The 13,065-nt window shown below is 62.9% G+C and carries 14 protein-coding genes; 7 read left to right on the forward strand and 7 right to left on the reverse strand.

From position 1 onward, the window contains the following. Positions 1-461 precede the first annotated feature (461 nt). From BJF92_RS13190 to BJF92_RS13205, 4 genes are all read left to right on the forward strand, one after another. Positions 462-626 carry a DUF1328 domain-containing protein gene (locus tag BJF92_RS13190; protein WP_037105882.1) on the forward strand — a complete coding sequence of 55 codons (165 nt, stop codon included), beginning with the start codon at positions 462-464 and terminating at the stop codon, positions 624-626. A gap of 194 nt (positions 627-820) precedes the next feature. Next, positions 821-1,324 (forward strand): TIGR00645 family protein, encoded by a 504-nt coding sequence (locus tag BJF92_RS13195; protein WP_075635203.1) that lies wholly within the window; start codon positions 821-823, stop codon positions 1,322-1,324. A 49-nt stretch (positions 1,325-1,373) separates the two neighbouring features. Beyond that, positions 1,374-2,630 (forward strand): NAD(P)/FAD-dependent oxidoreductase, encoded by a 1,257-nt coding sequence (locus BJF92_RS13200; RefSeq protein WP_075635204.1) that lies wholly within the window; start codon positions 1,374-1,376, stop codon positions 2,628-2,630. Positions 2,631-2,826: 196 nt separating this feature from the next. After that, on the forward strand, positions 2,827-3,036 hold the full coding sequence (locus BJF92_RS13205) for a hypothetical protein (RefSeq protein ID WP_075635205.1): 210 nt from the start codon (positions 2,827-2,829) through the stop codon (positions 3,034-3,036). 46 nt (positions 3,037-3,082) lie between these two features. Here BJF92_RS13205 and BJF92_RS13210 read toward each other — a convergent pair whose 3' ends face one another. The 6 genes from BJF92_RS13210 to BJF92_RS13235 all read right to left on the reverse strand — a co-directional run bounded on the left by BJF92_RS13210 (position 3,083) and on the right by BJF92_RS13235 (position 6,944). After that, a complete protein-coding gene (locus BJF92_RS13210) occupies positions 3,083-3,490 on the reverse strand; it encodes a TIGR02588 family protein (RefSeq protein ID WP_075635206.1) in 408 nt (135 codons plus the stop codon). 7 nt (positions 3,491-3,497) lie between these two features. Then, a complete protein-coding gene (locus BJF92_RS13215; RefSeq protein ID WP_078058006.1) occupies positions 3,498-4,385 on the reverse strand; it encodes a TIGR02587 family membrane protein in 888 nt (295 codons plus the stop codon). 334 nt (positions 4,386-4,719) lie between these two features. Continuing rightward, positions 4,720-5,214, reverse strand: coding sequence for a BON domain-containing protein (locus tag BJF92_RS13220; RefSeq protein WP_075635207.1), 495 nt, complete (start codon positions 5,212-5,214; stop codon positions 4,720-4,722). Between the two features lie 186 nt (positions 5,215-5,400). After that, on the reverse strand, positions 5,401-5,952 hold the full coding sequence (locus BJF92_RS13225) for a hypothetical protein (protein WP_075635208.1): 552 nt from the start codon (positions 5,950-5,952) through the stop codon (positions 5,401-5,403). Between the two features lie 237 nt (positions 5,953-6,189). Continuing rightward, the gene (locus BJF92_RS13230; protein ID WP_075635209.1) at positions 6,190-6,453 is read right to left on the reverse strand and encodes a hypothetical protein; all 264 of its coding nucleotides are present in this window, start codon (positions 6,451-6,453) and stop codon (positions 6,190-6,192) included. A gap of 110 nt (positions 6,454-6,563) precedes the next feature. Further along, a complete protein-coding gene (locus tag BJF92_RS13235) occupies positions 6,564-6,944 on the reverse strand; it encodes a hypothetical protein (RefSeq protein WP_075635210.1) in 381 nt (126 codons plus the stop codon). Positions 6,945-7,403: 459 nt separating this feature from the next. Between BJF92_RS13235 and BJF92_RS13240 the strand changes: the two genes are divergently transcribed. Next, the gene (locus tag BJF92_RS13240; RefSeq protein ID WP_075635211.1) at positions 7,404-8,864 is read left to right on the forward strand and encodes a sensor histidine kinase; all 1,461 of its coding nucleotides are present in this window, start codon (positions 7,404-7,406) and stop codon (positions 8,862-8,864) included. 287 nt (positions 8,865-9,151) lie between these two features. Continuing rightward, positions 9,152-9,616: a response regulator gene (locus tag BJF92_RS13245; RefSeq protein ID WP_078058009.1), complete on the forward strand. Its 465-nt coding sequence runs from the start codon at positions 9,152-9,154 to the stop codon at positions 9,614-9,616. A 181-nt stretch (positions 9,617-9,797) separates the two neighbouring features. Here BJF92_RS13245 and BJF92_RS13250 read toward each other — a convergent pair whose 3' ends face one another. After that, a complete protein-coding gene (locus tag BJF92_RS13250) occupies positions 9,798-10,307 on the reverse strand; it encodes a sigma-70 family RNA polymerase sigma factor (RefSeq protein WP_075635212.1) in 510 nt (169 codons plus the stop codon). 676 nt (positions 10,308-10,983) lie between these two features. Between BJF92_RS13250 and BJF92_RS13255 the strand changes: the two genes are divergently transcribed. After that, positions 10,984-12,951 (forward strand): methyl-accepting chemotaxis protein, encoded by a 1,968-nt coding sequence (locus BJF92_RS13255; RefSeq protein WP_075635213.1) that lies wholly within the window; start codon positions 10,984-10,986, stop codon positions 12,949-12,951. The last annotated feature ends 114 nt before the right edge of the window (positions 12,952-13,065 follow it).

A 13,065-nucleotide genomic window follows, 5' to 3' on the forward strand; every position in this document is an offset into this window, starting at 1 on the left:
ACAGCGTTGATATCGGGGCTCACGCCGCAAGCGTCAGACTGGCCGGTAGCTTCCGTCCTCCGCATCGTCCAGCTGGTTGAGGAGGTTTGCGAAGACCCCCTCGGTGCGGGGCGTGTCGCCGTTGAAGTATAGGGACTTCAAGGTCTGCCCGATGTGTACATTCGTCTCGCGCCACCGTTCGGAGGGACGAGCGACCGCCGAGGCGGATTTGAGGAGATGTGCTGATAACTGTACCATCGTCTCGTGTCCGTTGATGAATTTGGCATTTCAACGTCGCCTGAGCGGGATGGTTCCGCAACTTTCCATGCCTGCGTTTCAAAATGGCGCAACCCGGCGTCTATGGTAAACGACGTATTAACGACATCTGATTTTTCTCGCCCCTGTCGTCGATCTTTCTCCGGTTAAGGAACCTTCTGCTGGAGCGCGCGTTTCCCGACAGTATCGAACCGGAGGAAATTCTCATGCTTTACTATGCGCTTGTCTTTCTCGTCGTAGCAATCATTGCCGGCGTTCTCGGGTTTGGCGGCATTGCCGGTGCATCTGCTGGTATCGCGCAGATCCTCTTCTTCCTGTTTTTGGCCTTCCTGGTCATCTCGCTGGTGGCCGGCCTGATGCGCCGGACGTAACGGGCAGAGCACAAACAGGGAAGGTGATGGCAAGGCGGCGCAGGGTGTGCCGCCTTTTTTGATGCGTGTTTTTCGTTTTTTGCATGTTTCTCTGGGTTCACGGATCGCGCGAAGTTGCTTGTCGCCCGCTTGATGCCTGAATGAGCCTTGGCTAATCATGGAGCCGTGTTGCACTGCGAAAGGCGCTGGTTCCGATGAAGTCCCTCGAACTGCTTATCGAAAGAATCATTCTCTCCAGCCGATGGCTGCTGGTGATCTTCTATCTCGGGCTGGTGGCGGCCCTGGCGGTTTATGGCGTGTCCTTCATCTACAAATTCCTGAAGGTCGCCAGCAATGTCTTCGTCTACAGCGAAGCCGACATGATCCTCGCCATGCTCGGCCTGATCGACGCCGCCCTGGTGGCCAGCCTGATCGTGATGGTGATGATTTCGGGCTACGAGAACTTCGTCAGCCGTTTCGATGAGGGCGAGGGGGAGGTGTCCTTCCTCGGCAAGCTTGATTCCGGCAGCCTGAAGATCAAGGTGGCCTCCTCGATCGTTGCCATCTCCTCGATCCACCTGTTGCAGATCTTTCTCAACACCCAGCAATATGATCAGGCGCGGCTGATGTGGGCAACCATCATCCACCTGGCTTTCGTGATCTCGGCCCTCTTGCTCGGCTATCTCGAGCGCATCATGGTGGAGATCAAGAAGAAGTAGCGGCTGCGCGGCCGCGCGCAGGCGACCGCGTTGGGCGAAGGAGCAGCGGATGAAGAAGACGGATGTTGTGGTTCTCGGCGCGGGCATCGTGGGCATTTCCACGGCCATTCATCTGGCGCGGCGCGGCAAGTCGGTCGTGCTGCTCGACCGGCGCGGCCCCGGCGAGGAAACCTCCTATGGCAATGCCGGCCTGATCCAGCGCGAAGGCGTGTTTCCCTATGGCTTCCCGCATGATTTCGGTGCGCTGTTCCGCTACGCGCTGAACAACACGATTGACGCGCATTACCATCTGAAAGCCCTTCCGGGGCTCGTTCCCTTCCTCGCGCGCTATTGGTGGCATTCGGGCTTTCGCCAGCACCAGCGCATCGCCCGCCTTTATGCTCCTTTGATCGAGCATTCGATCAGCGAGCATGATGATCTGATCCGCGCCTCGGGCGCCGAGGATCTGATCCGCAAGGATGGCTGGATGAAGGTGTTTCGCACCGAGGCGGCGCGCGATGCCGCCTATAAGGACGCGGAAAACCTCTCCGCCGCTTTCGGCGTCAACCACCAGAAGCTGACGGCGGCGGATATCCGCACGGCCGAACCCTCGATCCGCACCGAACTGGTCGGCGGCCTGCGCTGGACCGACCCCTGGTCGATCCGCGACCCGCAAAGCCTGCTCAAGGCCTATCTTGCCTATTTCCAGTCGCTCGGCGGCATGCTGATGGCCGGTGATGCGGCAACGCTCGAGCATATTCTCGAAGGTCCCGGCTGGCGGCTCGCCACGCCGGAGGGTCCGCTCGAAACGCAGGAGGTCGTCGTGGCGCTAGGCCCCTGGGCCGATGCGGTGACCCGCAAGCTCGGCTACCACATGCCGCTCGCCGTCAAGCGCGGCTATCACATGCATTATGGCGCCGAAGGCAATGCGACGCTGAACAACTGGGTTCTCGACGCGGAAATGGGCTATTTCCTCGCTCCGATGCTGCGCGGCATCCGCCTGACCACGGGGGCGGAATTTGCCCATCGCGACGCGCCGAAGACGCCGGTTCAGCTGACGCGGGCGGAAAAGGTGGCGCGCGAATTCTTCCCGCTGGCCGAGCGGCGCGATGCCGAACCCTGGATGGGCGCGCGGCCCTGCACGCCGGACATGATGCCTGTTATCGGCAAGGCGCCGCGTCACCAGGGCCTGTGGTTCGCCTTCGGCCATGCGCATCACGGCATGACGCTCGGCCCTGTCACCGGCCGGGCACTGGCGGAGATGATGACGGGCGAGCGCACGGTCATCGACCTGACGCCCTATCGCCCGGACCGTTTCCTCGCCTGAGCGCCTCGCCGGCTCGGCGCTGACCCCGGAACAAAATGACGCGCCCTCCGGTTTTCATCCGCGCGCCTTTGGAAAAAGCGCGCTAAGGGAAGGCGCGTCGTCTCAGCGGCGCAACATGGCCAGATGGCTGGCGGGACAAGGCGGCAATCGCCCGGTCTTTAACAGAACCAGCCCGGCACACAGGGAGAGAGCAATCTTGGAAAAGCATGTCGTCACCGTTGCCGGCGAAGCCGTTGGCGTGCTCGTGCCGTGCAAGGATGACATGCAGTTCGTCGCCGTCAAACTCGATGCCTGGGATCTGGATGGCCGGCTTTATCCCAGCCGGAGCGAGGCCGAACGCCAGATCCGCCAGCATGTCGCCCTGATCAGACGCGAGCGTCAGCTGGATTTCGGCCCTTCCGAATAAGCCAGGCGGGGCGCCGCTTGCAAAAGGTGGGAGTTCCGCGCGACGGTCAGGGATCGCGATAGCCCGAGGTGTGAAGCTCCAGCTGCGCGCCGTCGGGATTTTCGCTGAAGATCAGCGCGCCCTTTTCCTGCGATTGCGCCGGCACATAGTCGAAGATCACCTCCCGCCGCTCGACCACCCGTCCCTCGCGCGAGAGCAGGCCCGTCACTGGAACGCCGGCGGCGGAGCGTTTGCCGAGATTGGAGACGATGAAGGAGACCTGCGTGCCGCCCGATGTCGGCCGTTGGTTGATGATCGTCACCTTGAGATCCGGGGCCGCATCCGAGGCGGTGAGGGCATCCAGGGCGACGATGCCGATCATGGCGATTACCAGCAGGCCGGAGATCAGGCCGGTGGCCCACTCGATCCAGTGACCTTGAGCTTCCACGGTCTTTTTCGTCTTTTGTCCGCTCATGGAGACCTCACAGGATCAGCCGGGCCGCCGCCGCGCCGATGGCGCCGGGCAGGCCGAGGACGACCACCGCCATCAGGTTGGTCATGGCACCTGCGTCATCGAGCCGGCCGAAGGTCCACAGGCAGTAGAGGCTGATCAGCAGGGCGATGACATAGCCAGGCAGGGTGAAGCGGATCAGCGCATGCCAGCTCGGCACATCCTGCGAAAGTTCGTGCCCGCCCTTGAAGGAGACCGCATAGACGAAGCCATGCATGACTGCGATCGACAGGAGTATGGTCACCAGCGCATGCCAAGGGGTCATCAGATAGGAGATCAGGATCATCTCTTCGGTCGGCGCGGTGTTGAGATTGAGAAACAGGGCGCCGATGGCCATCATGAACAGCTCGGTGCCATAGCCGGTCCCCTCGGTCTCCTGCTGTTCGTCCTCGTCCTCCTCGTCCGGCCCGCTGCCGAGCTGGCTGCGGCCGAGCAGCGCGCCGATGCTGGCCGGCACCGCCTGTAGAGCGATCTTGCCCACCAGATCCTCCCGCGCAATATCGGACGTGATCAGTCCGAAGAGGGAAAGCAGCACCGCGCTCGAAACAATGCCGATGCCATAGGCGATCACCGCATCCCGCATCCCCTCCCGCCAGGAAAAGGTTTCCTCGAAGCCGATGCGCCGGGCAAGGCCGAACAAGAGCGGCAGGGTGGCCAGCAACAGGAGCAGCAGCCGCCAACGGTCCATGGTGAAACCGAGCTCCCACATCTCCATCGTCATCTGCATGGGCAGCGCGAAAAGCAGCGCACCGCCCAGACCCCGCGCCAGGCCGATCAGGAATTCGTTGAGATCAGGGGATGAATGCTCAGAGGAGCGACGAGACGGATCAGCGTCCGAGCGGGCCAGGTCTTTGATCATCCTCCGCCTTTCCCATGAGGCCACCCGCTTCCGAGCATAGCCATGAAGCCGGAGGCCTCCGGACAAATAGGGTTGGGACAAAGATCTGACATAGGTTGCTAGTCTCCCGATTATCATGATCGGGCACTGAACCAACGGAAGGCCTGGACAGTGCCCCCGGTCAGGCTTTTCACACAGCGCGAAACCCCTTGGCCGTCATGTCAGGGCTCGCGCCGAGGCTGGAACACTGACGACCCAAATGCTCCCGATCTCCGATGTTCGCATCGGACCGAAACCGGGTGCCGGTTTCCGGCCCGATGCCCCACGCAAGCTGCAGCAATGCGCAGCGATGGTGTCAGGAGTCGAGATCGCTGGGAAGGGCGGCGTCGACGGCTAGCGTCGTCAGATCGTTGCGCACGCTGTTGATCCCGGGCTGGGCAAGCGCCAGGCGCTCGATCATCATCCGATCCTCGCGCGTCTCCACCGCGCCCGTCAGCAGCGCTTCGCCATCGCTGACGCGGATTTCCAGCGCGGATAGATCGAGCCCGCGATCTTCCAGCCGCTCGACCAGCTGCGCCTCGATGGCGTCGTCATCAAGGTCACCTTCCACATCGTCGGCGACCAGATCGGGTCCGTTGGCGCTGTCGATGCGCGTGTCGTCGGCCGTCTGGAAACCGGGATTGCCCTGTTCGTCGAAGCTCTCGGCGCCCTCGCCATAGGCCCCATTGGCCGGATCGGTCGGCGAGCCGGAGATCTCGTCGGCATAGGGCCACCCCTGGTCGATATCCCGGTGCTCGTAATCGCGATAATCTTCCTCGCGGGTGGTGGTCTTTGCGGAGCGTTCGGCCATGGTCTGTCTCCTCGAAGTGCTTGCCGGCGGTCTTCGCCAGTCTCTCCGTGAAAACGAATGACGCGGCTTTTGGTTGCGCCTGAAGGTGTTCGCAGGCGTGATCGGATGGCGAGTCCATAACATGCGAACGGGCCCGATTGGGCCCGTTCCATTCTGTCTGATTTAGCGAATGCCGGTCTGTGCGGCTTACGGCGCAGTACCGGTCGTGCCCGTGGCCGGAGCCGTGCTGCCCGAGCCGGTGGCCGGGGTTTCGGTGCCGGTCGAGCCGGTGCCAGTGGCAGGCGTGCCCGTATCCGTGCTGGTTGCGGCCGGAGGCGTGGCAGCCGGCGGGGTGGCGGCAGCTGGCGGCGTTGCCGTCGTATTGCCGGCCGGAGCGGTCGTGTCACTGCTGGTGGTGCCTGCGGCCGGCGGCGTTGCCTGATCAGCGGGCGGGGTTGCCTGCGATGCCGGGGCTGCCGGCTGGGTGGCGGTGTCGTTGCCAGAATTGCCGCCCGGCAGCCAAAGAAGCAGCGCGACGATCAGGCCGGCCAGAAGGATGATCAGGATCGGCCAGTTGCTGCGCGGGCGCGTGACCGGCGCATCAGGGTCAAGCGGTCGGGCATTCAGCAGCGGATCACTGGTGGCCGTGGTGCCCAGAGGGGCGGTGCGCGGTGCGCCAGCATCGGCGGCGGCCTTGTCGGCCGGCCAGCTGCCGGGTGTGGTCGGTCGCTTGTCATTGGGGTCGAAGCGCTGGTTCATCGGTTTCCTCCTTCGTGAAAATGCCGGCGTCTCGCGGCAACTGGGAAGGCAACGTGTGGCGGACACGATGGTTCCGCCCGCAATCGACAGGGCCGGTCACGTCGCATCACGGCTGAGGGGCTGCCCTCGAGCAAAGAAAAAGGCGGAGGCTCCGTTTTGAGCCGCCGCCTTTCTTGCGGGTGCATGCCCTGTCACGTCGGCAAGCTGATAGCCGTTGCGGACGAACGGCCGACGCTCTCAGTCCTGCTCGCGCGTGCCCGGAGAAGCCTCGCGCTGGTCCTGATCTTCGAGATCGCTCTTGACGATATAGACATCGCCATGCAGCCGCGCTGCTTCCCGCCGGGCAGCGAGGTTGGAAATATCATCCGCTTCGATCGAGTCAGCCTCTTCCGCATCGCGTCCCTTGAGCGAGGAATCGGTTTGATCGACGGCCTGAGACGTCTGAACGTCCAGCGCGCCGCCTTCGGTTTTCTGTGAGCGCTCGTCAGTCTTTGCGTCCATGGGAATGGTCCTTTTCTCTTGCTCTTGTCGAGCCTGCTGTCCCTTTATCAAGGCACGGGTCAATGCCAGAACGACAGGATCACAACGCCAATCGTCGGTGTCTCTGGCGCTTACTGAACCGTACCGTCGGACGCTCGTGTCTGGGATGGGCCGCCCGTTCCGCCCTGCGGGGTCGGATCGCGGTCGGCGGGGGCCATCTGCGCCGGCTCGCCGGGACGCGGCGTGTTATCGACGGTCGGCTGGGCCGGCGTGGTGGCCTGCGGGGCTGCCGGTGGGCTGATCTCGGTTCGGGTGGTGGCCGCATCATTGTCGGCGCCTTCGCCAGCAACATATTCCGCGACGCCCCATGCCAGTGCGGCCAGAACCAGGCCGCCGATCAGAACCTTGAGCACGGGCCTGCCAAGGCGGCCCTGCCGCGCTTCCGTTGCGTTGAGCCGGACGGAGTCGCCGGTCTTGCGGTTGCGGTCGCTGTCTTCCCAATGCGTTGCCATGTGCGATCTCCTCGCTGATCTCTCGATGTCAGGCAAACGGGGCGGCCCATTCCTTTGTTCCGAAAACCTGTGGTGCCAGAGGGAGGCCGGCCGGGCGGGAGGATGCCGGGGTGAGGCATATCAGTCTGGAACTTCCTGCCCCGAACCCTGTTCGGCCTCGCATGACCCTTTTGCGGATTCGCCAGAGCCCGACGTGCCGTTACCTTTTTGCCGTGCGGTCGATGCGTGTATCAGCGCGCACGACCGTGCCATGGTCCGGGCCGCGGGGAGCCTTCCGCGTTCCAACGCGCGAGCCCATGCTCTCCTGCAGGCTCCCCCGCCTGATGGCTGTCGATCCCGCGACAGCCGCCAAAAAGCGAGGTCTTCATGCAAGCTGTTTGTGATCAGGAGAACGACGAACGGGAGAATATGGCGCATTCCGACGCGTCACTCGCACCTCGTGACATGCCGGATGCCCCTGTGACCGCGCAGACCGCGCAAGCGCGCATGGCGGAACTCAGCGAGACCAATGCGCGGCTGCACGCGGAAAACCGGGCGCTCACCCGGCGTGTCGCCGAGCTGGCCCATGCCAATTCCGACCTGCAGAACCTGCTCGAGAGTACGGCAATCGCTGCGATCTTCCTCGATAGCAGCCTGCGCATCACCCATTATACACCTGCTATAACCGCGATTTTCCGGCTGACGGAAGCCGATCTCGGCCGGCCGATCGATCATATCGCCCATCGCGTCGCTTACGACAGGCTGAAGGACGATGTCGCCGCCGTGATGAGGACGCTGGCGCCGCTGGAGCGCGAGATTCGCGATCCGCAGGGCGGCACGCAGTTTCTCGTGCGGGTTCTGCCCTACCGCGCTCTCGACAATGCCGTCGCGGGCACGGTGCTGACCTTCATGGATGTGACGGCGCTGATGCGGGCGGAGGCTCTGCTGCGCGATCGCGAGGCGCTGCTGCGCTCGATCGTCGAGGGCATCCCCCAACTGGTCTGGCGCGCGGTCGAGCCGGGCTGCTGGACTTGGGTGAGCCCGCAATGGACGAGCTTTACCGGACAGGCGGCAGGGGCGGCGCTGGGCCGTGGCTGGCTTGCCATGGTGCATCCCGAGGACCGCGAGCGGGTGGTGCTGGCCTGGCAGGAGGCGCACGATGCCGGCCAGCTTGAGGTCGATCACCGGCTCTGGAGCCTGGAGGCAAATGGCTTTCGCACCGTCCATCTACGCGCACGACCGGTTATGGACGCGCAGGGCCGTGTGGAAGAATGGTTCGGCACCGCGACCGACGTGCATGAAATGCTGCTGATGCAGGAGCACCAGCAGGTGCTTCTGCATGAATTGCAGCACCGCGTGCGCAACACGCTGGCCATCGTCCGCTCGGTGGCGCGGCGCACGGCGGATTCGAGCGACAGTGTCGAGAACTATGCCGACCGTCTGGAAGGCCGCATCAATGCCATGGCGCGCACCCAGACGCTTCTTACCCGCGCCACCCAGTCCTCCGTCAGCCTGCGGGACCTTATCAGCAACGAGATCTTCGCCCAGACGGTGGATCGCCACAGGATCGAGATCGAGGGCCCCGTCGTTCCGGTGCTCGGCAAGGCCGCAGAAAATCTGAGCCTCGCCATTCATGAGCTGACCACCAATTCGGTCAAGCACGGGGCGCTTTCGGCTCCGGGTGGGAAGGTCGGCGTGCGCTGGGAAATCGACAGCCGGACGCAACCGGATAACCTCCGCCTTGTTTGGCAGGAGACGGGCCTGGAGATGCCGGTGCAGCCGCCGGGCCGGCGCGGATTTGGAACCGAGCTGATCGAAGGGCTGGTGCCCTATCAGTTCGGGGGAACCGGCCGTCTGGTCTTCGAGCCCACCGGTGTCGTTTGCACGATCGAGCTGCCCTTGCCGTCGCTGGTCAAGGTCAGAGTGTCGATCACGGGCTGACCCGCAGGTCCGTGGGCGCGGTCTGGCGCAGGAGGGACGGTGTTTTTTCAGCCGCAGTCGATCGGGCCTGATCCAGCAGGCGGCATTCCTCGTATGTGACTAAATTCTCCCGCAGGCGCAGGAGCCGGGTTGGCACAGAAGCTGGGCTGGAACGGGGCGGGTTTCCCGCCCGCATCCCTGCCTGCCCGGATCCCCGCCTGGCCTCGGTGATCGGCCCGCATGAGATTCGCCGCCTCTGGTGGCAATGCTGGTCAGATCCTGTGACATCAGGGAGAGCCAGTGCCGGCATGGCCGTGCACGCCATCCTATGGAGACGCAAGCCGCGCCGCCAGATACAAGCATGTCGAACAGGGGGCAATCCACTGAGCCCGAAGACGTATATTCAGGAGTTTGCCGGCAAGAGAATCCTCATCGTCGAAGACGAGTATTTTCTCGCGGCGGAAACACGACGCAAACTGGAAAAGCTGGGCGCGCATGTCGTCGGACCCACAGGTCGGGTCAGAGAGGCCCTGGACCTGATCGAGCTCGACAATGTCGATGCCGCCATCCTCGACATTCATCTGGGCGACGAGCTGGTCTTTCCGGTCGCCGAGCAGCTATCGCTGCTCGACATCCCGTTCGTCTTCGCCACGGGTTACGATCCGTCGATCATTCCCAAGACATTTACGGGATTTGCGTTGTGCGAGAAGCCGACGGAGCTTGAGGCGATCGCGCGCCAGCTGTTCGGACCGGGCACGGACGGGATGAGCTGAAGCGCAGAAGATCGTCGTCAGCCTGGAAAGATGCAGTTTCCCAAGCGCGGCGACAATCGGATCGTCAAGCCCGATATACGAAAATCCCCGCGATCCGAAAATCGCGGGGCGTGACACCATCGCGCCGGGCCGAAGATCGTCCCCGGCCGGGCTCTTTCACTGCGTAAGCGCGTCTTGCGCCTCAGTTCAGAATTGCCGGCTCGTCCAGCTGCACTGCCAGCTGTGCGCGCGCCCGGTTCACCCGGCTCTTGATCGTGCCGACAGGGCAGCCGCAGTGTTCCGCGGCCGCCTCATAGCTTTGGCCCTGGATCAGGATGATATCGACGGCATCGCGATAACGATCGGGCAGCTTGTCGAAAGCGCGCTGGAATTCCGATGCACGCACCGACCATTCCTGTGGCGAATTGACGGTGGCACGGCTGGAAACACATTCCTCCATTCCCACGACCTCGCGCTTGGCCAGACCGAACTTGGTGCAGAAGGTGTTGCGCAAAATCGTGAAGAGCCACGATTTCAGGTTCGTTCCTTCACGGAACTTGTCCAGATTGGCCAGCGCCCGAGCCAGCGTCTCCTGAACAAGATCATCGACATTGGCCGGCCTTCGGTCGAGCCGCCGTGCGAAGGAGCGAAGAGCGGGAATAAGCTCCACCATTTCGGCACGCACGCGTTCCGCTGCAGAAGTCTCTGTCATGATGTCACCCTCTTTGCGAACCAGTTCAACTGGCGCGATCGGCGATAGTTCCGTTCTCTCCTGAAATGTTGGAAAAAACTTACCATCGCACCGGTTCCCACGGAAGGCCCAAGATCTTGCAAGCGCATGTCCGTTCGATCGATCAGAAGGAAACAAGCGGCGCGAGCGCTTACCAGTGCTTATCCGCTTTCGGCAGTGGCGCGGCGGACAGGCGTTAATGTCATTTCCGCGCTACACTTCGGATTCGATTGCGCTCATTTTGTCGACAGCATCTTTTTGTGGTGCGGATTTCAATGCACACGCATAGGGGTAAAGCGTCAACCGGTTGTTTACGAAGAATTTTCTCGCAAAGCGCGATCTTTGATCAAAGCCATGGCTCGGGGCATTAATTAGCGAATTTTTTTAGAAGAATGTAATTTTCCAAGGAGAAAATTATTAACGTGTCGGCGATATATCTGAGGCAGGAAATAGCGCAGGCATTGTTTCCGAACGACGCGAAAGGGGAGCTTCGCTGCATCGGATGTTTCCTCCAACTCTTGACGGTTTCGGGCAACGTGGACGTGCTTCCGCCGCAGCTTTGCCGTTGAAACCAATGCCGCGTGTATTTTTGTTCATTTTTTCCGGTCGCCCGTCGCTGGAGCTCCGGATGGTTCGGTCTCTCGAAGGAGTCGTTCGCATGTCGCTTTACAGCCGGTTCACAGGTCCATCCCAGGCCGGGCGCGCGAAGTTGGAAATCGAGCGCGTGACGGCGCTGGTATCGAGCGGGCAGATCGGCGCCCTCCTCAATGCCGAGGTTGCTGCGGGCGAGACGCGTGATCTGCTGCTCGCGGTCAATGGCCTGCTGAAAGCCGCGACCGATCCGGCTGTTGCGCTGCGCAAGGGGCTGCAAACGATGGCGGACGAGCATGCGCGCGGCGATATCGACGTTTGCCTGCCGGCCCGCTCCTTTTCCGGCGAGTTCAGCCAGATGGCGCAGCTCATCAACGAGCTGGTCGAAAGCCATATCGCGGTGAAGAAGCAGGCCATGGCCTGCGTGCGGGCGCTGGGCGAGGGCAATTTCGCCGCGAAGCTCGACAGCTTCCCCGGCAAGAAGGCCTTCATCAACGAGACCATCGAGACACTGCGCGGCAATCTTGTCGGTCTGATCGCCGAAATGAACCGCATGTCGGAAGAGCACGACCGCGGCGATATCGACGTCTTCGTTCCCGTCGACAAGTTCAAGGGTGATTTTGCTACCATGGCCGCCGGCGTCAACAACATGGTGGCTGGCCATATCGCGGTGAAGAAGAAGGCGATGGCCTGCGTCAAGCAGTTCGGCGAGGGCAATTTCAACGCGGAACTCGAAGCCTTCCCCGGCAAGAAGGCCTTCATCAACGAGACAATCGAGACCCTGCGCGGCAATTTCCGCGCGATCATCGCGGAAATCCAGCGGCTGATCCAGGCCTCCACGGCCGGCCAGCTCAGCGAGCGCGGCGACGAAACCCGCTTCATCGGCGACTTTGGCAAGCTGGTCGCCGGCATCAACGGCATGCTCGACGCGATCCTCCTGCCGATCGGCGAGGGCAATCGCGTGCTCAATCTGGTCAGCACCGGCGATCTGACGGAGATAGTGGAGATCGAATGCGAGGGTGACCACCAGCGCATGAAGGATTCGATCAACGATCTGGTCCAGAGCCTGACGGCTTTCGCGCTGACGATCTCGGGGGCCGCCGACCAGGTCAGCAGCGGCAGCCATGAGCTGTCTGCCAGCGCCGAACAGGTCAGCCAGGGCGCGACGGAGCAGGCGTCCGCTGCGGAAGAGGCCTCGGCCTCGATGGAGCAGGTGGCCGCCAACATCAAGCAGAATGCCGACAATGCCGCTCAGACGGAAAAGATTGCCCGTCACTCCGCCAAGAATGCCGAGCTTTCCGGCGAGGCCGTCAACAAGGCGGTGAATGCCATGCAGACCATCGCCGAGAAGATTTCGATCGTCCAGGAAATCGCCCGGCAGACCGATCTCCTGGCGCTGAATGCCGCCGTCGAGGCTGCGCGTGCCGGCGAGCATGGCCGGGGCTTTGCGGTGGTCGCTTCCGAGGTGCGCAAGCTGGCCGAGCGCAGTCAGACGGCCGCCGCGGAAATCGGCGCGGTCTCCTCCGAGACCGTCAAGGCGGCTCAGGAAGCCGGAGACATGCTGAAGAACCTGGTGCCGGATATCCGCAAGACCGCCGAACTTGTGGCCGAAATTTCGGCCGCCTGCCGCGAGCAGGACATCGGCGCCTCGCAGATCAACGAGGCGATCCAGCAGCTCGACAAGGTCACCCAGCAGAATGCCAGTGCCTCCGAACAGATGAGCGCGACCTCCGAGGAGCTCGCCGGACAGTCTGGCCAGTTGCAGGAAGCGATCGCCTTCTTCCGCACGAAGGAGGAGACCAAGTCCTTCAACGCCGCCGCACGCACCCCGCGCAATCCGGCCCCGGCAAAACCGGCCGGCGCCAAGGGTCTGGCCGCCAAGAAGCCGGCCGCCAAGCCCGCCACGCGCTCCGGCGCCGCCTCCGTCGCCCGCGAGACGGTGGCGCGCCAGCAGGCCCGTGCGCGCGGCTTCGCGCTGGATCTTAAACAGGGCGGGCCGGATGAGGACGATGATTGCTTCCATGAGGCAAGCTGATCGCGTCAGCGTTTCCGCAACTTTCGTCCCTTGAGCAGCGGACTGGAAAACTTCACAGGACACGACACAAAAGTCGCGCTCTGTGCCGGCCCCTCATCTGCCTGCCGGCATCCG

Source organism: Xaviernesmea rhizosphaerae, from assembly GCF_001938945.1.
Classification (GTDB): domain Bacteria; phylum Pseudomonadota; class Alphaproteobacteria; order Rhizobiales; family Rhizobiaceae; genus Xaviernesmea; species Xaviernesmea rhizosphaerae.